The organism is Waltera intestinalis, from assembly GCF_009695995.1.
GTDB lineage: Bacteria > Bacillota > Clostridia > Lachnospirales > Lachnospiraceae > Acetatifactor > Acetatifactor intestinalis.
Map to the genome: position 1 here is coordinate 200,444 of NZ_VUMU01000002.1, position 21,933 is coordinate 222,376.

Sequence of the window (21,933 nt, forward strand, 5' to 3'; positions counted from 1 at the left end):
ATTGCAAAAAAGCATCTGCCATGCTATCATGAAACAAGTATTATTTTTGCAGGAGTAAGGTTATGCGTATTATGGTAATGGATGGACAGGGCGGAGGCGTAGGCAGAAGCCTGCTGGAGGCATTAAAGGAACGTTTCCCTGAGGCGGAACTGATCGCTGTGGGAACCAACGCCACGGCTACGGCGAATATGATGAAAAGCGGCGTGACAAGCGGAGCCACCGGAGAGAACGCTGTGGTATATAACAGTAAGAGAGCGGATGTGATCATGGGACCAATGGGAATCGTTATGGCGGATGCCATGTTAGGAGAGATCACACCCACGATGGCGGCGGCAGTGGCTTCTGGTGATGCGAAGCTGGTCCTGATCCCCATGAACAAATGCCATGCGACGATCGTGGGAGTAGAGAGCAGACGGCTGGGAGAATACATTGCGGAGGCTGTGGATGAGATCGCGAAGATTTTTTAATGATCTGGCAGAGGAATTACGGGAACTCCCTAAAGAGGTGCGCATCATTGCCATTGACGGAAGATGCGCGGCCGGGAAGACGACAATGGCTGCAAGACTGGTAAAGAAACTGGGTGGGGATGTGATCCATATGGATGATTTTTTCCTGCCGCCTGCACTTCGGACACCGGAACGCAGAAGCGAGCCCGGAGGAAATGTGCACTATGAACGCTTTTTAACGGAAGTGCTCCCGAATCTGAGATCTGGCAGACCTTTTTCCTATCGGAGATTTGATTGCTCCCGGATGACCCTGGGAGAAGAGATTCCGGTAGAAAATAACGGTTATGTATTCGTGGAGGGAGCCTACAGCTGCCACCCGGTATTTGGTGACTATATGGACCGTCGGGTATTTCTGGATATTGATGGGAAGACACAGGAAGAGCGGATCCGCAAGCGGAACGGCGAGGACAGATTACAGGACTTTTTACAGCTGTGGATCCCGCTGGAAGAGGCATACTTTCAGACATTCTCTGTGTGGGAAAAAGCAGATTACATTATATTATAGAGGAAATAAACGAAAGGCGGGACATATGCTGCAACAGTTTTACCCGGATCATGAGGCGGATTCCGCCTATGGCATAGATTACAAGACATTATATAGGAAGGGTTATCGCGGGATCATTTTTGATATTGATAATACTCTGGTACCCCATGGGGCACCGGCGACACCGCAGGCGATCGAATTTTTCGGCAGACTGCGGGAGCTGGGATTTCAGACGCTTCTATTATCGAACAACAAGGAACCCAGGGTGAAAAGCTTTGCGGACGCGGTAGGGGCTTCTTATATTTATAAGGCCGGCAAGCCGGGAAGAGACGGCTATCTGCGCGCCATGGAGCAGATGCATACTACGAAAGATACTACACTTTTTGTGGGAGACCAGCTGTTCACGGATGTGTGGGGAGCCAAAAAATGTGGCATCGTGACCTATCTGACGCGCCCTATCCATCCTAAGGAAGAGATCCAGATCGTACTGAAGAGATATTTAGAAAAAATTGTGCTGTTTTTCTACCATAGAGAATGCCGCCGGAAAGGAAAGTAAAATGCTGAATGATATCAATGGTTATACCAGAACCTGTGGACTGATCGGCAACCCGGTGGAGCACACGCTGTCACCGGTGATCCATAATACTCTGTCCATGGTGCTGGGAGAGAATCTGGCATATGTCCCGTTCCGTGTAGAGAACGGAAGACTGGAGGATGCTGTAAAGGGAGCCTTTGCGTTGAATCTGCTGGGTTTAAATGTGACGGTCCCTTATAAAAGTGATGTGATCCCGTATCTGACGGATATCGATCCGCTGGCAGAGAATATCGGAGCGGTGAATACTCTGGTACGGACCGAGACAGGCTATAAGGGATATAACACCGATATGCCAGGATTGTACCGTGCCATGTGTGAAGATGGTGTGAAGGTGAAGGGCGAAAAAGTCCTGATCCTGGGTGCCGGCGGTGTGGCGAGAGCCGTAGCCATGCTGCTGTTGGATAAGGGAGCAAGGGAAGCAATCCTTCTCAACCGTACGGTGCAGAAAGCACAGGAGGTGGCGGACGAAGTCAATCGTATCGCCGGCAGGAAATTTGCGAAAGCAATGTCTGTGGATGCGTATGACAAGCTTCCGGCAGGAAAACAATATCTTGCAATACAGGCCACCAGTGTGGGCATGTATCCCCACTGTGATGCGGCCGTGATCGAGGATCCTGCATTTTATGAAAAAGTACATACCGGTTACGATCTGATCTTCAATCCGCCGAAGACCCGGTTTATGGAGCTGGTGGAGGCACAGGGCGGTAAGGCCTACAACGGAGCGAAGATGCTGCTGTACCAGGGAATTATTGCGTTTGAACTGTGGACAGGCTGCAAGGTCGAATCGTGGCTGGCAGACAAAGTCTATGAACGGATGCAGGAAGCAAAAAAGACAGAGGACGGAAAATAAAATGAAGCACAAGCGCAGGAATATCGTCCTGATCGGTTTTATGGGATCGGGGAAAACCACACTGGGATTAAAGCTGTCCTATCTGCTGCGGATGCCGGTGGAAGATACGGATAAAATGATTGAGAAACAGGAAGGCAGGAGCATTTCAGAGATTTTTGCGGATGATGGGGAAGCCTATTTCCGGGAACTGGAGACGGAAGTCTTACGCAAATGCGGCAGCAGAAAATACGAGTACATTCTGTCCGTAGGCGGAGGAACCCCGGTCAATCCGGTGAACCGTCCCCTGTTGCATCAATGTGGAACGGTGGTATACTTAAGAGTGTCACCGGAAGTAGTATACGAGAGACTCAAAAATGATACCACAAGACCGCTGTTGCAATGTGAGGATCCGCTTGGAAGAATCCGGGAACTGTTAGCAGTACGGGATAAAATCTATACGGAATGTGCAGATATCATCCTGGATGCAAATAGGGGACACTCTGATGAACTGGCAGAGGAACTGCAGCTGCAGCTTCGTAAGCTGAAAGAAGCACCGAAGAAAAAGGAGCGTGAGAAGAAAATGAAAATTTTAGTGATCAATGGCCCTAACCTGAATTTCCTGGGAATCCGTGAGAAGAAAATCTATGGCACGCAGGATTATCAGTATCTGTTGGATCTGATCGACAAAAAGGCAAAGGAGACCGGGGATGAGATCCAGACGTTCCAGAGCAATCATGAAGGAGCCATTATCGACAGGATCCAGGAAGCCTATTTTGATGGAACAACCGGTATTGTAATTAATCCGGGAGCTTATACTCATTATAGTTATGCTATCCGGGACGCACTGGCAAGCGTGGATATTCCGAAAGTGGAAGTCCATATTTCCGATATTACAAGCAGAGAAGAATTTCGCAAGATTTCCGTGACGGCACCGGTATGTAATAAGCAGATCTACGGCCAGGGACTGGACGGATATCTTCAGGCAATTGATTTCTTAAGAGAAATTTGAAAAAAATATTCAAAAGTAGTTGAAATATGTATGCTTTTATATTAAAATATTAAAGAATTATGACGTGAAAATATTAGGAGGAATACATTATGATTTCTGCAGGTGATTTCAGAAATGGTATTACCATTGAGTATGATAACAATGTTTACCAGATTATCGAATTCCAGCATGTTAAGCCGGGAAAGGGCGCAGCATTCGTTAGAACCAAGCTTAAGAACATCAAGAGTGGCGGTGTAGTTGAGAAGACTTTCCGTCCTACTGAGAAGTGCCCTCAGGCGCGTATTGATAGAAAGGATATGCAGTATCTGTATGAAGATGGTGATCTGTACTACTTCATGGATACCGAGACTTACGATCAGGTTGCACTGAATTCCGAGACCGTAGGCGATGCACTGAAGTTCGTAAAAGAGAACGAGATGTGCAAGATCTGCTCTCACAATGGCAGCGTATTCTCCGTTGAGCCTCCTCTGTTCGTAGAACTGGAGATCACAGAGACTGAGCCCGGATTCAAGGGCGATACCGCTACCGGTGCCAGCAAGCCTGCTACCGTTGAGACCGGAGCTACCGTAGCTGTACCTCTGTTCGTTAACCAGGGTGACAAGATCAAGATCGACACCAGAACCGGTGAGTATCTGTCTCGTGCATAATCACTGATATCCAAGCATAAGACCTGTAAGGCAATGAGTGACCTTTTTTTCGAAGGTGTACTTGTTGCCTTTTTTGTTGCAATTTGAAATACCACATGGGTAAAAGCCTGTCTGGGGAGACAGCGCTTTCGGAGATACATGGAGGTATTTATATGGAAATGACCGTTTTCAGAACAAAAGTACAGCGTGCAGTCAGTGAGGCGCTTGGAGAGGAATACAGCGTAGAATTAAGAGAAGTACAAAAGAATAATGGAGTGATCCTGCAGGGACTTATGATTCGCAGGGCGCAGGAAAACATGATGCCCACCATATACCTGAATTCTTTTCTAAAGGCCTATGAGGAAGGTGCGACATTTGCGGATATTATCCGGAAGATCGTTACGGTGTACAGAGAAGATGCCGTGGGAAAACAGATCGATATCTCATTTTTCACGGATTTTGAAAAAGTAAAAGACAGGATATGCTTCCGGCTGATCAATCGTGATAAAAACCGAAGCTTCCTGGAAAAGGTGCCGTATATTCCCGTTCTGGATCTGGCTGCCTGTTTTTACTATGCATACGATGGCAATGGAGTGCAGAACGGAATGATCCCTATTTACAACAATCATATGTCCGCATGGAATGTGACGGACAGAGAATTGTTTGCCTGTGCTGTGAAAAATACTCCCAGACTTTTTCCCTGCGACATTATGCCGATGGAAAGTGCATTGGAGGAACTGCTGGAGGAGCTTCAGGCAGATGTAAGACAACATCTGGCACGGGAGATTCCCATGCTGATCCTGACAAATGCCGGGAAAACATACGGTGCCTGCTGCATTTTATACCCGAAAGTGCTGGAGCAGCTGGCTAAACGGGTGGATGGGGATTATTATCTGATTCCCAGTTCGGTTCATGAATTTATTCTGCTTCCGGTAGATCAGGGACGGAGTGCGGAGGAGCTGAAGGAGATGATCGCCGAGGTAAACAGTACGGAGCTGACTCAGGAAGAGATTTTGTCGGATCAACTTTATTTATACAGCAGGCAGGAGCGCTGTGTAAAAATACTTTAATTTTAACTGGACATGTGTAGAGTTTTATGATATTATAATCGAGGTGATGTAACAAATTTGTAATATTTGCATCCGTAGTCTAATGGATAGAACGGAGGCCTCCGACGCCTTTAATGCAGGTTCGATTCCTGTCGGATGCATTTACATCACCTTGATTATAGGGAGAGATGAGAGAAGCCGCTTGCGGCTTTTTGCAATTCAAGGAATATTTCAGAATTCGGAAAGGACTATATATGTGGAAAGAGAAAATACATTCCATCGGCAATTATATCATAAAACATAATAAGGTCGTGCTTCCGGCAGTAGTTGTAGTGGCGGTGGCTATTACCGTATCCGTAAGCCTGAGTTTGAGTAACCGGCATAAAGAGGCACAGCAGGAGGCAGAGATCGCATCCGCAGCCAGTGAGACGGCAACAGAGACGGCGACGGAGGAAGTGCCGTTGGTGGCCAACGAAGAAGGTGCGATTTATACACTGATCGCAACGTATTATAATGCCATGGCGACAGGTGATGAAGAAACACTTCGTTCCGTATGCGATGAAATCTCGGATAAGGATATGTATCGTTATGTAGAACTGTCTCAGTATATTGACTATTATCCTACTTTGGAAATATATACCAAGACGGGACCGGAGGAAGGTTCTGTGATCGCCTATGTGTATTACAAAATCTCTTTTGTGGGTCACGAAGAAGAGGTTCCCGGATATCAGGCACTCTATATCTGTACCAACGATCAGGGCGGACTGTATATTAAGCGTGGTGAGAACAGTGAAGAAGTAAATGAATATATCAAGACTGTCAGCACGCAGGATGATGTTGTGGAATTCAATAATAAGATTACCGTGGAATATAATGAACTTATGGTGGACCATCCGGAGGTGCTGCAGTATATCAGTGAACTGGATTCTCAGGTAAGTATTGCGGTAGGCGAGAAGCTTGCCAGTCAGGTGGCCGGAGAGACTCAGGTCGCAGAAGCCGGAACAGAGGAAGGCGGCACGGACGGACAGGATACCCAGACGGAAAACGGCGAACAGCAGGAGGCAGAGGATCAGGGACCTCAATATGTAACCACCACCACAACCGTGAATGTCAGAAGCTCTGACAGTGAGCAGGCAGATAAACTGGGCAAGGTATCCGGCGGTACGAAGCTGCAGGTTCTGGAACAGCGTCCTAACGGCTGGACCAAGGTGGATTACGAAGGCAAGGAAGGTTACATCAAGACAGAGTTCCTGCAGCTGGCGGAGAGTGCAGCTGGAGCTGAGACCATCGGAACAGTTACTGCCACCACCAATATTAACGTGCGTGCATCGGCCAGCGAGACAGCAGACAGACTGGGAGTTCTCTCCGGCGGTGATTCCGCAGAGCTGGTTGGCACAGAAGGCGACTGGAGCAAGATCAAATACAACGGACAGATCGGATATGTGAAGAGCGAGTACGTACAATAACGATGCGTCAGCAAATCAGCGGAATCCGAATAAAACATGTCATTTCAGGGAAAGCTTCTTACCAAAAACGGTAAGGAGCTTTTTTGATGAACAAACAGGAAATTAACATCTATCGGGAAATACAGCGTAATACGGAAATGGCGATGAAAGCACTGGATGCTGTTACGGATAAAATCTACGATGATCGTCTGGCTGCGACTGTGGCAGAGCAGGAGCTGCAATATTCCAGACTGCATGACAGAGCAGTGCAGAAACTGGTAGAAGGCAAAACGCAGATTTATCGCACGAATGCTATAGAGAATATGATGCTTAAGATGGGCATCGGATACAATACACTTCTAAATACCGGCACGGGACATATAGCGGAAATGATCATAAAGGGAAGCAACAACGGAGTGCTGGAGATGGAGAAAGTGCTGGCGCATAACGAAGAGATGGCGGATACTTCCAGCAGGGCATTGGCGAAGGAGCTGATTGCCATGGAGAACAGCAATATCAAAACATTAAAAGAATATTTATAAAATCTCATAGGAAGTTATTTTAGCAATCTGTGCACTATAACGCACAGATTGTATACTTGTATAATTTTTGTGCAATTTTTACAGAAAAGTGACAAAAACTTTTACGATTTAGTGGAATAAAGTTTATTGTGCAATTAAAAAAGTCGTTTTATAATAAAGCATATGGCAACCAGGTTGTCATGAATCTGTATACCAATTGAAGGAGGACATTCAGATGTCATATGTTGATGAAGTATTTGATATGGTAGTGGCCAAAAATCCCGCACAGCCCGAGTTCCACCAGGCAGTCAAAGAGGTTCTGGAATCTCTTCGTGTTGTGATCGAGGCAAATGAGGAAAAATATCGTAAGGACGCTCTGCTGGAGAGAATCGTAACTCCCGAGAGACAGATCCTGTTCCGCGTACCCTGGGTGGATGACAAGGGTCAGGTACAGGTAAACAACGGATTCCGTGTACAGTTCAATTCCGCGATCGGACCTTACAAGGGCGGTTTACGTTTACATCCTTCTGTAAACTTAGGAATCATCAAGTTCCTTGGTTTTGAGCAGATCTTCAAGAACTCCCTGACCGGACTGCCGATCGGCGGTGGTAAGGGTGGATCCGATTTCGATCCCAAGGGCAAATCCGACAGAGAGATCATGGCTTTCTGCCAGAGCTTCATCACAGAACTTTACAAATATATCGGAGCAGACACCGATGTTCCTGCCGGTGATATCGGTACCGGCGCAAGAGAGATCGGTTATATGTATGGACAGTACAAGAGACTGACCGGCCTGTATGAAGGCGTTCTGACCGGTAAGGGCTTAAGCTACGGTGGATCCCTGGCAAGAACCGAAGCAACCGGTTACGGTCTGCTGTATCTGACAGAGGAGATGTTAAAGTGCAATGGCAAGGATATCGCAGGCAAGACTGTTACTGTATCCGGTGCCGGCAATGTAGCGATCTACGCTATCCAGAAAGCAGAGCAGTTAGGTGCAAAGGTAGTTACCTGTTCCGATTCTACCGGCTGGATCTATGATCCCGAAGGAATCGATGTAGCTCTGTTACGCGAAGTGAAGGAAGTTAAGCGTGCAAGACTGACTGAGTATGCAGCAGCAAGACCCAGTGCACAGTATCATGAGAAGAAGAATGGTGAGCACGGTGTATGGACTGTTAAGTGTGATGTAGCTCTTCCCTGCGCAACTCAGAACGAGCTGGATCTGGAGGATGCAAAGCAGCTGGTAGCTAACGGCGTATTCGCTGTAGCAGAGGGCGCTAACATGCCTACCACCATGGAAGCTACCGAGTACTTCCAGAAGAACGGTGTTCTGTTCTGCCCTGGCAAGGCATCCAACGCAGGCGGTGTTGCTACCTCCGCTCTGGAGATGAGCCAGAACAGTGAGAGACTTTCCTGGACCTTCGAAGAAGTAGATGCCAAGCTGAAGAACATCATGGTGAACATCTTCCATAATCTGGATGATGCAGCTAAAAAGTACGGTATGGAAGGCAACTACGTAGCAGGTGCGAACATCGCAGGCTTCCTGAAGGTTGCAGATGCAATGACCGCTCAGGGTATTGTATAGTATATGATGCCAGGGGAAAAAGGTCTAAACCCACATGAGCTTGCTCATATGTGGGAGAAAGACTTTTTGACCCGCCCCGATATGAGCATAAAAGTGGGATGATAATCCCACGATATGCGAATAGAGGGTAGGATTGCGAGAGTGCATAGCACGAAGCAATCCGTAGGCATCAAAAAGTCCCCGGAATCTGAAGTTCCGGGGACTTTTTTAGTGGTGCGCCATGCGGCGCACCTTTTTGTTCTATTCCTGTGGCTGCTGTGCAGCGGCATTCCGTGCGTTGATCTCAGCCTGCTGCTGATTGATGACTGCTTCGTAATCCGGGTTCGCGAAGAAGGTAGCGTCATGCTGACACTGAGTTCTGGTGTTCGGTGTGCTGACTGTCTGTGTACCGTCCGGATTGTTGATAATGACGGTAGAACCCTGCTGTAATGCAGGATCCTCTACGAGAGGCATCGTAGCAATACCGGTGTATTTGAACGGGCAGTCAGGACTTGCGGGAAGCCCATCATAAGCACAGATCTCGCCCTGATAATGCACGTCACAGCTCTCGGTAGGTTCGGTACCTTCTGCAAAGTATTCGGTATAAACAGAACCATCACACAGACCGGGGATCGGCAGCTTTCCGGACTGAGAACATACCGCAACCTGTACGATTCCGGAAGGAACCGGGAATTGGGTGTTGGGCAGATCCTCATGAACCCGTTTCATCACCTTGCGCCATAAAGTCTTGGAGACACCGTCTTCCGCACTGTTCAGGTCTACGTTGTTATCGTAACCGGTCCAGGTAGCAGCAGTGTAATAAGGGGTATATCCTGCAAACCATGCGTCGGTAGGTCCTGTTGTGGTACCTGTCTTACCGGCAATGGCCATGCCACCGAAGTTAACCTTTCCACCGGTACCGGAAGTAACAACATCCTGCATGGCACTGGTCAGCAGGAAAGCAGTAGTTTCCTTGATCACCTGTCTGGTGGGAGGATTCGTATTGTCCAGGATTACATTGCCGTCGGAATCAGTGACTCTGGTGTACAGCTTTGGCGTTACATAAGTACCGCCGTTTGCAATGGCTGCGTAAGCAGCTGTCAGCTCATAAGGAGTAACACCGTAGGTCAGACCACCCAGAGCCAGGGACTGGTTCACATCGGACTTGATCTCATTGCCGACCTGGACACCGTCGGTCAGCGTGGTAAATCCAAAGTTTAACAGATAATCGTATCCGAGTCTCGGGGTGATCACTGTGATATTTTTTACAGCGATGATATTCAGGGAGTCACGGATCGCACTGCGGATATTCTGGATGCCACGGTAGCCGGACTTGTACCAGTTACGTACAGGAGTACCGTCTGCGTAATTAAACGGTGCATCGTTGTAGACCGTTGCCAGAGTCTTCCCGGCACTGTCTAAAGCGGGAGCGTAGGAGGCCACTACCTTGAAGGTAGATCCGGGCAGACGCTTTGCACTGGTAGCACGGTTCAGGGTCCTACGGCCTTCCTTGGAGCCACGGCCGCCGATCATGGCTACAATATGACCGGTACTCTGTTCTTCGATGACCATAGCAGACTGCGGCTGAGGTGTCATGGTGATCGTCTCTTCGTAGTTGTCCGCACTGTCTTCCACACCCAACTGGGCTAACATGGCGGAACGGTACGTATCTATAGCCGCATAAGCATCATCCTGGGAGGAGAAGATCAGATTGAACTTTTTATTCTGATTTTCCTTGAACCAGGTCATCATGTTTTCTTTACTGAAGTTATTTTTGGTGCCATCAGGAGAGATAATGGTAAGTGCATAGTTCAGATACCATTTCACATTCTCCGGATAATTGGAGGGATCTGCATATTCTTCGTTCAGAATTGCCTGAATCTTGGGATCCAGAGTGGATTCCACACGCAATCCGCCGGAAGTAAGCAACGTCTCTGCCATGGCTTCGTTATAACCGGACAGGATCAGATCCTGTTTTACCTGCTCATACACGGCATCGGAGAAGTAAGAGCCGGTAGTAGCATTGGCTTCCTGATAGTCGATATCATACAGCCCGATACGCTCGTATACCGCATCGGTATCTGCCATGGCTTCATCGTATTGTGTCTGACTGATAAAGCCAAGCTCCAGCATTTTGTTCAGACATTTCTCTCGACGTACCGCATTGTCCTCCGGATGCCTGATCGGGTTGTACTTGGAAGGATTCTGCGTGATGCTGGCGATGACCGCGCATTCAGAGACGGTCAGATCGCTGCAGTGCTTACCGAAGTAACGTAGGGAAGCGGATTCCACGCCTAAGGTGTTTTGCCCTAAGTTGATGGCGTTCATGTAACGCAGCAGGATCTCATCCTTGGAGTAGTATTTTGTAATCTCCAGTGCCAGATACTGCTCCTGGATCTTACGCTTGATCTTTTTGATCTTGTTATCCCCCTCGGAAGTCCAGTCGGTGAAGACGGTGTTCTTCAACAGCTGCTGGGTGATGGTACTTGCACCCTGGGCTTCTTCGCCACCGGTCTTTATGAACTGATAACCGGCACGCAGGATACCCTTAACATCAATTCCGTTGTGCTGATAAAAACGCTCATCCTCGATCGCTACAAAGGCTTTGCCCATGTAGTCGGGAATCTCGTCCATGCCTACGGAGAGACGGTTGGAGTTGGTGCTGACATATTGGTCGATCTCATTGCCTTCTTTATCATATACGATAGTAGCCTCGCCTACTGCCACGACATCGGACAGCCGGATCGTGGGAGTGGAAGAGAGGATGCCGCGGAAGACACCGATACCGGCAGCTACACCGCAGATGCCGATGCCTACGACAGCGGCCAGCATGATCTTGACACAGGTCAGCGCGAGCTTCCTTCCCCATTTTTGTGATTTAGAGTTGAGTGCCTTCTGCTTCGCTCGGACACCTTTTTTACCATAATTCATAAAACAAGTCCTTTCTGTCTGAGATACAGACGAAAATATTATACCAAATAATGCTATGTAAATAAAGGCTTTTTAGAATTGTTTCACATTTTGGAAAAGTTATGCTACACTGGAAAAGAATCCGAAGGAAAACAAAAATAAGTGAGGTTAACATGGGCGATACGGCAGCAACAGACAGCTACAGAGTATTATTATCCGGCGGCGAAGGAGAGATCGTGGAGAAAAAATCCCGTTTCATCGCAACGATCCGTAAGTGTGAAACCGAGGAAGAGGCCGTAGCTTTTATAGAAGAAATGAAGAAAAAGTACTGGGATGCCAGACATAACTGTTCTGCATTTATAATAGGAAGCAGAGGCGAACTGACAAGATGCAGTGATGACGGAGAACCCTCCGGCACTGCGGGCAGACCCATGCTGGAAGTGCTGACAGGCTCCGGGATCCGCAACATCGCGGTGGTGGTGACGAGGTACTTCGGCGGCACCCTATTGGGTACCGGCGGGCTGGTGCGGGCATACACCCAGGCGGTGAAGGAAGGTCTTGCCCACTGCGAGACGGGGATCCTGCGAAAAGGTTGTGAACTGGAAGTGACGACAGATTATAATGATGTAGGAAAACTGCAATACTATTTCGGACAGCAGGGCATCGTTCCTATGGACAGTATCTATGCCGAAAACGTAAAATTTATTTTACTTATCCCGATGGAAAATGAAGAAAAAGTCAGGAAAAACCTGACAGAAACCACCTGTGGAAAGGTAAAAATTGAGAAATTGAAAGAGACTTATTTCGTTGACAAAGAATAACCAATGAAATAAAATAAAAATAGCGGTTTAATGATTCCATGAGGAAAGGTGGTGGTTTTTATGAAGTGTACACAGAAGAGCTCTGACAACCCACTTCCGGGGCGAAGCTGCCATGTAAGTTACACCCATAGAAAACATCATAAGGAGGATCATCATGGAAGAGATCAAAGAACTGGAAGAGGTATTAGAGCTTCTTAACACCAAGCAGTACACCAAGCTGCGCCAGTACCTGGCTGAACTCAACGATGCCGATATTGCGGGACTTTTGGAAGAACTGGAAGAGGAAGAGATGTTAAAGGTCTTCCGCATCCTTCCCAAGGACCTGGCGGCAGACGTTTTTTCCTATTTAGATATGGACAATCAGCAGAAGATCATCACCTCCCTGTCGGATAAGGAAGCAACGAACATTATCAACAACCTGATGGCGGACGATGCGGCCGATCTGCTGGAGGAGATGCCTGCCAACATTGTCAAAAAGCTTCTGACCAACGCAAGCCCGGATGTGCGCAGAGATATTAACCATTTACTGCGCTACCCGGAAGATTCTGCCGGAAGTATCATGACGGTCGAATATGTAGACCTGAAGGAGAATCTGACGGTTAATCAGGCCATCGAGCGGATTCGCAAGGTGGGACTTGACAGTGAGACCATCAATATCTGTTATGTCTTAGATGCCCAGAGAAGACTGGTGGGAACGGTGGCTCTGCGGTATCTGCTGCTCATGGACGGCGACGAGATCATCGGTGACATCATGCATGAAAATGTCATCTCCATCAATACGTTGATGGACCAGGAAGAAGTTGCCAGACAGTTCAAAAAATACGACTTTACAGCCATGCCGGTAGTGGACAATGAGAACCGGCTGGTAGGTATTATCACCGTGGACGATATCGTGGATATCATCGAAGAAGAGACCACGGAGGATATGGAAAAAATGGCGGCTATCGTGCCCAGCGATAAGCCTTATATGAAGACCGGGGTATTTGAGACCTTCAAAAAGCGTATTCCCTGGCTGCTTCTTCTGATGGTGTCAGCTACCTTTACCGGAGCCATCATTTCTTCTTTTGAAGATGCTCTGAGTGTGTGTGCGGTACTGGTGGCATATATTCCCATGCTGATGGATACCGGCGGAAATGCCGGAAGCCAGGCGAGCGTTACAGTCATCCGTGGATTGTCCCTGAATGAGATCGAATACCGGGATGTGCCGAAGGTCGTATTCAAGGAGATCCGCGTGGCACTGATCTGTGGTATCACACTTTCCGCAGCGAACTTTGTAAAATTACTGTTATTGGATAAAGTAGGGGTGCTGGTGGCAGCATCCGTGTGCCTGACTCTGGTAGCAGCGGTAGTGATCGCAATGATCATCGGCTGCCTCCTGCCGATCCTGGCGAAACGGCTGGGATTCGATCCTGCGGTTATGGCGAGTCCGTTCATAACGACCATCGTTGATGCAATGTCATTACTGGTATATTTCCGTGTCGCATCTGCAATTTTAGGGTTATCATAAGAGAATAAATGATAGGTAAAGCGTCTGCCGGAAAGCAGGCGCTTTTGACATTTTTTTGACAGGATGTTTTTTTTTCAATACTTTTCCGCAAGCTCTTTGCAAGGACGATAATTTTTGTTAGAATCAGGATAAATGTGAAATGTAACCGCTTTCGTTAATCTTTTTCTTAAGAGAATATTCGGGAACAGCAAAAGCAACGGAGGAATGAAATATGAGATATTTTTTTGAATCTAAAGTAGAGAAAAAGGATGCAGGGTACACCATTCAGATTCCTTTTAATGTATGGGAAGTATGTCATCAGAGAGAAGTCATCAAGGGAGATATCGTTCTGGATAACAATATCATCGAGTGTGAGCTTCACCCCAAGGAGAAGGGCAATTATGAGATCGTAATTACCGATGAAGCTGCCGTAAAGGTAGAGCTGGGTGTGCCTCACAAGATCCTGTTACATATTAACGGTTCCCTGATCCGTATGGACCAGAACAGCCCTTACAGCTTCGAGAATCCGATCCGTAAGATTGACAGCATGAATGTGATCATCCAGCCAGAGGACGGTCTGTGCGGTCAGGCTTGTGTCGCAATGTTAGCCGGTGTTACCATTGCAGAGGTGATCAGTGTGATGGACTGCAGAGAGTGGCAGGCTACCATGGGACGTGTGATCTCTGCGCTGAACTATTACGGCATTGATCATACCGATATCATCGTTTATACCGAGGGCAAACCCGCTGTGCTGCCGAAGTGCTGTATCATGATGGAAAAGATGGGACGTTTCTGTCATTACCTGGTACATTACGATGGCAAATTCTACGATTCAAATCTGGGCGTACTGGAAGAGTATGATATGAGCAAATTACTGGGTTACCTGGAGATCAAGTGTTAAATTAAGAAAGAATAAATATAAGCTGCAGGCCGTTGCCCTGCAGCTTTTTGTGTAAATAGTTAAAAAATATATGGTGTTGCAAAGCAATGCGGTAAAGTGTAAAATAGACGAGGTATGATTTTATCAATACGAAAGACGGGGAGAGAGAAATGAATAAGAAAAAGATAATTGAAACATATCAGGAAGTGGCAATGGCTACCGGACTTCCCTATGACGAGGCAAATGACCTGTTCCATGGCGTGAGGGACGGATTTGACTTCATCGCATATCCTTACGATGAAAGTCGTCCTTTTGCAATTGTCCTGCATACTGCAGCGAAAAGTGCAGACGGTTCTGTATTGGACAAAAAGGTGATCAAGGCATTTGAAAAGAGCAGCAAGAGTATCGGATGTCTGGGACAGAAGAATATGGATATCCGGGTCACTGTGCAGGCCACCGCAAAGAATCTGAAGGATGCCATGAATGAGTGCCTTACGGCAACGACTGCTTTTTTACGTGCCAACAGCTACAGCCCCTGCTGTGATCTGTGTGGACAGCAGGTGGAGACGGTTGCACTGAAAATGAGCGGGGAATACTATCATATGTGTCCGGATTGTGAGATGAAAATGCGCAGCGACACGGCAATGAAGGCACAGCAGACCGCTCAGAAAAAGGAAAATATCATCGGAGGCATCGTAGGTGCCCTGCTGGGATCTCTGCTGGGAGCACTGAGTGTTCTTATTCTCAGTCAGCTGGGATATGTGGCAGCACTTTCCGGTGTGATCATGGCAGTGTGTGTCCTGAAGGGATACGAAATGCTGGGCGGAAAGCTCACTAATAAGGCAGTGGCTATCAGTGTGATCATTATGATCCTGATGACCTATTTTGCAGATCGGGTGGATTGGGCATTTATCTTGCTCCGTGACGGTGGCGGTGCAGAGGCCGGTTACAATATATTTGAATGTTATCGTCTGATTCCGGAAGCGCTATACCGGGAGGTCATTGATAGAGGAAGTTACATAGCCAATCTGCTGATACTGTATCTGTTTGTGGCACTGGGAGCAGTACCTACCATTCGCGGAAAACTGAAAGAGAAAAAAGAAGAAGGTATTATTACGAAATTGAATTAAGCTCTTTGCTTTCAGCCGATTATGTGGTACAATAGTACCAGTGATGTAATTCCTTATATCGTGGTATTGGGTTCAGACTTTTGACCCCGGTAGCATAATGTTGGAATTAGGGGGAAGGAATATGAGAAAGTGGAAAGCATGGCTGTTTGCGCTTGCTGTTCTCATAGGCATTGGGACTATTGGGACGGTGTCAATGAAGGCAGAAGCACAGAATCTGAATCAGGGAAAGCGGGTACTGTTTATCAGCTCGTATTCTTATGGATGGGATACAGTCCAGACACAGATCGAAGGAATCAAGGCGGGGGTGGACGAGAATACCACCGTGGATTATGAATTCATGGATACGAAGCGCTTCCGGACGGAAGAGTCAATAGCAATGTTTGGCGAAATGATGAAGTACCATCTGGATCATTCAGATCCCTATGATGTCGTGATCGTGGGAGATGATGCCGCACTTCGTTATGCAATGGCATTCAGGGAGGAACTGTTTGATGGCATCCCCATTGTCTTTGAGGGTGTCAATGATGAGGAATATGCCCTGGAAGCAGCGAAGAATCCTCTGGTAACCGGGATGCTGGAGAAACTGTCAGTGGAAAAAAATATCGATATGGCATTAAAGGTAAATCCGTCAGCGGACAAAGTAGTGGCCATATTGGATGATTCTATGACCGGTGAGGCAGAGCGTAAGAATTTTTACAGTGCCGAGTCAGAATATCCGGGGTTGGAATTCTCTGAGATCAATTCTTCCGAACTGACAACTGCACAGCTGCAGCAGGCAGTCAGCAAGGTGGATGAGAATACCATACTGATCTACATTGTAATGTCAAAGGATGGCAGCGGCAAGCAGTATACCAGTGCACAGGCGGTACGCATGCTCGTGAATTATTCCAAGGTGCCGGTGTACCGCATGGTGGAGGCCGGGATCGGTGATGGATTGCTGGGTGGTAATGTGGTATCCATGTATAAGTCCGGAGAGATCGCAGCACAGATGGCCATGGATATCGCGAATGGTACCGACAGTGCAGAGATCAATGTGGTAAAGGACAGCCCTAACATTTATTGCGTAGATGAAGACGTCATGCGAAAGTTCGGACTGGAGGCATCACAGTTTCCGAAAGATACCGAATTTGTAAATCATCGGGAGGGTTTTTTTGCCAGGAACCGTGAGGCTTTGATCCCGGCACTTATCCTTATCACTGCACTTAATGTTATTATCTGTTGGGTGTGCTTCGATAATTACCGCAGACGAAAGCTGTTACAGGAACTGGAGCAGGCACGCGCGATCATGGAATCGGCATCCCAGCATGACTTCCTGACGGGACTTCCGAACCGCAGCAAGTTCATGAAGGATCTGGAACAGCTGATCGGAGCCCAGATTCCCTGTACGGTCATGATGCTGGATATCGATAATTTTAAGAAGATCAACGATACTTACGGACACACAGCGGGAGATGAGGCACTGCAGCAGGTAGCCAACCGACTGAAGGACATGCAGTCCCAGATACTTACCTCTTATCGGTTCGCGGGAGATGAATTCATCCTGATCCTTCGTAGCAATCAGAGCATGCTGGTGGAGAAGACGGCGTACCAGTGTCGTCAGGTATTTGCCAAAGATGTGACACTCTGCGGAACGAAACGGCGGATCGGCGGCAGCATCGGTATTGCAAGCTATCCCAAGGACACCGATAATCTGGAACAGCTGATCGTATGCGCGGATGATGCCATGTATAAGGTGAAAAAGAACGGCAAGAACGATTTCGCATATTATGAGAAACCCACAGAGGAATAAAATATCAGACAGGCGGTTATTTCTGTTCTACGAACAGCAGATACTGCCTGTTTTTTTCTGCCTGTTTTGAACATAAGGTTGAAAAAAAGCAGGATTATGTTTATAATTAGTACTATTGACTAAAAGGAGAAAGATCTCATGCGAATACTTTCAGATGCGTTAGGATACGTTATGTACTTTTGCTATTATCTGCTACATAATTACGGCCTTGCTATTATTCTGTTCACTCTGATCAGTAAGATCGTTCTTTTACCGGTGTCAGTATGGGTACAGAAGAATTCCATTAAAATGGTAAAAATGCAGCCCGAGATCAACCGGATCAAAGCAAAACATTTCGGTGATGCGGACCGGATCGCAGACGAACAGTCCCAAATATTCAAGAGAGAGAAGTACAATCCTTTGGCATCTTTAATTCCCCTGGTGGTTCAGATCATTCTGCTGATGGGACTGGTGGAGGTTATCTATCATCCCCTGGATTATCTGCTGCATATGTCTCAGGATGTGATCACTGCATTTAATGGGCTGGCGATCAGTCTGGCAGGGGTGCATCCGGAGAGCTCTTCCGTTCAGCTTACGGTAGTGGAAATGATCAAGAGTGGCAACTACGCAGAGCAGTTTGCAGCATTACAGAGCAGTCTTGCCGGTGTGGATATCGCTTCTGTATTACAGCAGGTAGAGAGCATATCTTTGGATTTCTGCGGTATTAACTTGAGCTGGGTACCATCCGAAGTGGGTGGCATTGATATTATTGTGCCCATCGCAGCGGGAGTATCCGCATGGTTGTTATGTGTGGCGCAGAATGCGGCCAATGTCATTCAGGCAGAACAGTCCAAACTGAACAAATACGGTATGATGGCATTTTCCGTAGGACTTTCCCTATATCTGGGCTGGTTTGTTCCTGCAGGTGTGGCATTGTACTGGATCGCCAGCAATCTGTTTGCAATCTTACAGCAGTATCTGTTAAACTGGGCCATTAATCCAAAAGACTATGTGGATTACGAAGCACTGGAGGCCAGCAAACAGGAACTGGATGAATTACAGTCTATCGGTGGCAGGAAAAAGCCTTTTGCGAGAAATCCTTATGCCAAGAGAGAGAAGAAGGACTTCAAGCGTTTCTTCTCGGTGGTGAATAAGCATCTGGTATTTTATTCCGAGAGCAGTGGCTTCTATAAATATTATCAGGGAATCATTGAATGGCTGTTAGCCCATACGAATCTGACCATTCATTATATTACCAGTGACCCTGAGGATCAGATCTTCGCACTGGCAGAAAAAGAGAATAAGATCCGTGCCTATTATATCGGGGAGAAGAAGCTGATCACTCTGATGATGAAGATGGATGCGGATGTGGTTGTTATGACCATGCCGGATATTGAGAATTTTCATATCAAGCGCAGCTATGTGAGAAAAGATATTGAATATATCTACATCCCACATGGCATGGACAGCCTGAATATGACCATGCGTACCGGATCCATGGATCATTACGATACAGTATATTGTGTCGGTAAACATCATACCGAGGAGATCCGCAAAACAGAGGAAGCCTACGGTCTGCCACCCAAGAAGCTGATTGATTGGGGATATTGTCTGTTAGACCGCATGATCGAAGATTACAAGAAGGCAGACAAGACACCTCATGAGAAAAAGCATATTCTCATCGCACCCTCCTGGCAGAAGGATAACATTGTGGACAGCTGTCTCGAAGGTATGCTGGATGATCTGGCAGGTAAGGGCTATGAAGTGGTAGTGCGTCCTCATCCCCAGCAGGTACGCTTACAGCAGGACAAGATGGACCGCCTGAAAGAGCGTTATGCGAATAATCCGGATATTGAGATCCAGACCGATTTTTCATCCAACAGCACGGTATTTGAGGCAGACCTGCTGGTGACCGACTGGTCCGGTATCGCTTATGAATATGCGTTTGCCACGAACAAACCGGTACTCTTCGTGGATACTCCCATGAAGGTCATGAATCCGGAGTATCAGAAGATTGACACTGTACCTATCAATATCTGGATGCGTGATGTCATCGGAGACCGCCTGGATCCTGCGAAGACAGAGGAGACCGAAAGTAAGGTCAGAAATCTGCTGGAGCAAAAAGATGCTTATCATGATAAAATTGAAAAAATTGTAGAAGAGTATGTATACAACCTGGGCAACAGTGCCGAGGTAGGTGCGAAATACATCGTACAGGCAGTGCAGGAACAGATCAAAAAAGCAAAAGAACAATAAGCTGTAAAACAGAAATTACAAATAAATAAAAAGTAAAAGAAAGAGGTAAGTAAAATTATGAAGAAATTAAGCAAAATCGCACAGGTAACATTTTTTGCAGCAGCATTCGCAGTACTGTTTTCCGGAACAGCCGATGCTTATATCGATCCTTCGGTTATGAACTATGCGATTCAGGCAGTAGCAGGAGTCATTATCGCAGTGGGCGCAGCAGCCGGTATTTACTGGAGAAAGGCAAAAAAGAAGATCGACAAGAGCCTCGGTATTGATGAGAACAGAAACAAAGAAGTAGAGTCCGATGACATTATGATGGATCAGGCAGAGGATAAGCAGGACAAGTAAGCAGGAGAAATATTCAGAAATGAAAAAACGGGATAAGAAACAATTACTGCCGGGCATTGTTTTGTCAGTTGCTGTTGGCTTTTTAGTGTTTTTATATGCACCGATAGATTTGTATTGTAGCAATGCGGATGAATTTTGGTTTGACTTTGGAATATTGTTTACTGCGGCATTGGGGTTATTTGCAGTCTGCGTGGCTGTTATGAGTCTGGCATATATTGTGTTATGGCTGATACATCCTGTCGCATACCGGATAGGTCTGGCAGGTGGATTTATTGCATTGATCTGTACCTACGTCCAGGGCAACTTTATGGTCAAAAATCTTCCGCCTCTGGATGGATCTGCGATCAATTGGGATAACTATACTGCTTTGAGAACACAGGGGATTATCCTTTGGACAGTCGTGGCGGTTATCACGGCTGCTATGTGCATATTACTGAAAAAGGAATTGTTTACGAAGACAGTCATGTATCTTAGCACATGCCTTACTCTGATGCTGCTTATGACAGCGGTGAGTGTTACACTTACCAGTGGTGTATTGCAGGAAAAAGCGCATTATCAGATCGGCGCGGACAAAGAGTTTGTAATGTCGGACGATCAGAATTTTGTGATCTTATTATTGGATACAGTAGATGCCAGAACATTTTCAAAGTTGCTGGAAGATCATCCGGAATACAACAAAGACTTTCAGGATTTTACTTATTTTGAAAATACTGTTGGAGCTTATTCCTGTACAAAACGCTCAATTCCCTTTATCTTATCCGGAGACTGGTATGAAAACGATGAGCCGTTCGATGATTACATGCGCAATATGTATGAGGTATCACCGTTATTTAATGCTTTACAGGAGAAGGGCTACAACATGGAACTCTGCGATACTGAGTTGTACATGAATGACGATATTGCCAAGATGTTCAGCAATGTGTACAGAGTTGACTTTAAATTAAGCTCTTATACGAAATTTGCCAAACCTTTATTAAAACTGATAGGCTTCAGGTATGCACCGTTTGAATTGAAGAAAAAGTGTATTTTCAAACCCGCGGCTTTTGATGAATTGGTCAGAGTGGAAAATACAGGTGAAAATTATAGCTTCACCACATCGGATTATCAGTTTAAGGGGCATTTGGACACCGTAGGAATTACAACCGAGAATTCAAATCCTAAATTCAAATTTTTCCATCTGGATGGAGCGCATGTTCCCTTCATCTATGATAAGGATATGAATATCATTGATGAACATGAGGGAACCTATGAGCTGAGCATGGAAGCTGTAATGCTGGAGGCGGCAGATTATGTGGAACAGCTGCGCAAAAGTGGAGCTTATGATAATACAGTACTTATTATCATGGCAGACCATGGATATAACGGCAGCCTGGAAGAATCCGGAGACGAAGCCTGGATGAGACAGTGCCCGCTGTTAATGATAAAGGGTCGCAGCGAAAGCCATGACACGATGCAGATATCACAGGCACCGGTCAGCTTTGCAGATCTGCAGGAGGCATATTTACGTCTGTTGGACGGACAGCCGAGTGAAGCAGCATTTGACTGGAAAGAAGGAGATGTGAGAGATCGCCGTTTCCTGAAGTATTCTTTCCTGGACGAAGATCATATAACGGAATACCTGCAGACAGGACATGCGTTCAACAGAGACACAATGGTTCTTACCGGAAGAGAATTTAATCGATAAGAATACAAGGGGAGACAGATAAATAAAACAAGCA

At 46.7% G+C, this 21,933-nt stretch carries 19 protein-coding genes, 1 tRNA gene and 1 pseudogene; 20 read left to right on the plus strand and 1 reads right to left on the minus strand.

What is annotated here, in order from left to right; all coding sequences use genetic code 11:
* The first annotated feature begins 62 nt into the window (after positions 1-62).
* From FYJ59_RS02675 to gdhA, 12 genes and pseudogenes are all read left to right on the plus strand, one after another.
* Positions 63-467, plus strand: coding sequence for a DUF3842 family protein (locus FYJ59_RS02675; protein ID WP_118547222.1), 405 nt, complete (start codon positions 63-65; stop codon positions 465-467).
* Positions 445-1,011, plus strand: a complete 567-nt coding sequence (locus FYJ59_RS02680) for a uridine kinase family protein (protein ID WP_154495147.1) — start codon at positions 445-447, stop codon at positions 1,009-1,011. The genes FYJ59_RS02675 and FYJ59_RS02680 overlap by 23 nt, the downstream gene beginning before the upstream one ends.
* 25 nt (positions 1,012-1,036) lie before the next feature.
* Positions 1,037-1,546, plus strand: coding sequence for a YqeG family HAD IIIA-type phosphatase (locus tag FYJ59_RS02685; protein WP_118547220.1), 510 nt, complete (start codon positions 1,037-1,039; stop codon positions 1,544-1,546).
* A 1-nt stretch (position 1,547) separates the two neighbouring features.
* Positions 1,548-2,435 (plus strand): shikimate dehydrogenase, encoded by an 888-nt coding sequence (gene aroE, locus FYJ59_RS02690; RefSeq protein WP_154495148.1) that lies wholly within the window; start codon positions 1,548-1,550, stop codon positions 2,433-2,435.
* Positions 2,436-2,526: 91 nt separating this feature from the next.
* Positions 2,527-2,883, plus strand: a pseudogene (locus FYJ59_RS14420) (shikimate kinase); the annotation flags it as partial.
* Between the two features lie 111 nt (positions 2,884-2,994).
* Positions 2,995-3,423, plus strand: a complete 429-nt coding sequence (gene aroQ, locus FYJ59_RS14425) for a type II 3-dehydroquinate dehydratase (RefSeq protein WP_118550386.1) — start codon at positions 2,995-2,997, stop codon at positions 3,421-3,423.
* 89 nt (positions 3,424-3,512) lie between these two features.
* Positions 3,513-4,070, plus strand: coding sequence for an elongation factor P (efp, locus tag FYJ59_RS02705; protein WP_022154943.1), 558 nt, complete (start codon positions 3,513-3,515; stop codon positions 4,068-4,070).
* A gap of 152 nt (positions 4,071-4,222) precedes the next feature.
* Positions 4,223-5,119, plus strand: a complete 897-nt coding sequence (locus tag FYJ59_RS02710; RefSeq protein WP_154495149.1) for a DUF5688 family protein — start codon at positions 4,223-4,225, stop codon at positions 5,117-5,119.
* Between the two features lie 68 nt (positions 5,120-5,187).
* Positions 5,188-5,259: transfer RNA gene (locus tag FYJ59_RS02715), tRNA-Arg, on the plus strand.
* Positions 5,260-5,352: 93 nt separating this feature from the next.
* Positions 5,353-6,564, plus strand: coding sequence for an SH3 domain-containing protein (locus FYJ59_RS02720; protein ID WP_205839432.1), 1,212 nt, complete (start codon positions 5,353-5,355; stop codon positions 6,562-6,564).
* Between the two features lie 86 nt (positions 6,565-6,650).
* A complete protein-coding gene (locus FYJ59_RS02725) occupies positions 6,651-7,085 on the plus strand; it encodes a hypothetical protein (RefSeq protein WP_154495151.1) in 435 nt (144 codons plus the stop codon).
* A gap of 214 nt (positions 7,086-7,299) precedes the next feature.
* On the plus strand, positions 7,300-8,646 hold the full coding sequence (gdhA, locus tag FYJ59_RS02730) for an NADP-specific glutamate dehydrogenase (RefSeq protein ID WP_154495152.1): 1,347 nt from the start codon (positions 7,300-7,302) through the stop codon (positions 8,644-8,646).
* Positions 8,647-8,886: 240 nt separating this feature from the next.
* On the opposite strand, the gene FYJ59_RS02735 is transcribed toward gdhA, so the two are convergent.
* The gene (locus tag FYJ59_RS02735; protein ID WP_154495153.1) at positions 8,887-11,556 is read right to left on the minus strand and encodes a transglycosylase domain-containing protein; all 2,670 of its coding nucleotides are present in this window, start codon (positions 11,554-11,556) and stop codon (positions 8,887-8,889) included.
* 152 nt (positions 11,557-11,708) lie between these two features.
* Here FYJ59_RS02735 and FYJ59_RS02740 point away from each other — a divergent pair, with 152 nt between their 5' ends.
* From FYJ59_RS02740 to FYJ59_RS02775, 8 genes are all read left to right on the plus strand, one after another.
* The gene (locus tag FYJ59_RS02740) at positions 11,709-12,356 is read left to right on the plus strand and encodes a YigZ family protein (RefSeq protein WP_154495154.1); all 648 of its coding nucleotides are present in this window, start codon (positions 11,709-11,711) and stop codon (positions 12,354-12,356) included.
* A 154-nt stretch (positions 12,357-12,510) separates the two neighbouring features.
* Positions 12,511-13,863 (plus strand): magnesium transporter, encoded by a 1,353-nt coding sequence (gene mgtE, locus FYJ59_RS02745; protein ID WP_154495155.1) that lies wholly within the window; start codon positions 12,511-12,513, stop codon positions 13,861-13,863.
* Positions 13,864-14,074: 211 nt separating this feature from the next.
* Positions 14,075-14,743: a DUF1905 domain-containing protein gene (locus tag FYJ59_RS02750; protein ID WP_154495156.1), complete on the plus strand. Its 669-nt coding sequence runs from the start codon at positions 14,075-14,077 to the stop codon at positions 14,741-14,743.
* A gap of 149 nt (positions 14,744-14,892) precedes the next feature.
* Complete coding sequence (locus tag FYJ59_RS02755; RefSeq protein WP_154495157.1) at positions 14,893-15,852, plus strand: hypothetical protein; 960 nt, start codon at positions 14,893-14,895, stop codon at positions 15,850-15,852.
* A 121-nt stretch (positions 15,853-15,973) separates the two neighbouring features.
* Positions 15,974-17,641 carry an ABC transporter substrate binding protein gene (locus FYJ59_RS02760; protein WP_205839433.1) on the plus strand — a complete coding sequence of 556 codons (1,668 nt, stop codon included), beginning with the start codon at positions 15,974-15,976 and terminating at the stop codon, positions 17,639-17,641.
* A 138-nt stretch (positions 17,642-17,779) separates the two neighbouring features.
* Positions 17,780-19,876, plus strand: coding sequence for a membrane protein insertase YidC (gene yidC, locus FYJ59_RS02765; RefSeq protein WP_154495159.1), 2,097 nt, complete (start codon positions 17,780-17,782; stop codon positions 19,874-19,876).
* Between the two features lie 57 nt (positions 19,877-19,933).
* Entirely contained in the window at positions 19,934-20,215 is a 282-nt protein-coding gene (locus tag FYJ59_RS02770) for a hypothetical protein (protein ID WP_154495160.1), read from the plus strand.
* 19 nt (positions 20,216-20,234) lie between these two features.
* The gene (locus FYJ59_RS02775; RefSeq protein WP_154495161.1) at positions 20,235-21,899 is read left to right on the plus strand and encodes a sulfatase-like hydrolase/transferase; all 1,665 of its coding nucleotides are present in this window, start codon (positions 20,235-20,237) and stop codon (positions 21,897-21,899) included.
* The last annotated feature ends 34 nt before the right edge of the window (positions 21,900-21,933 follow it).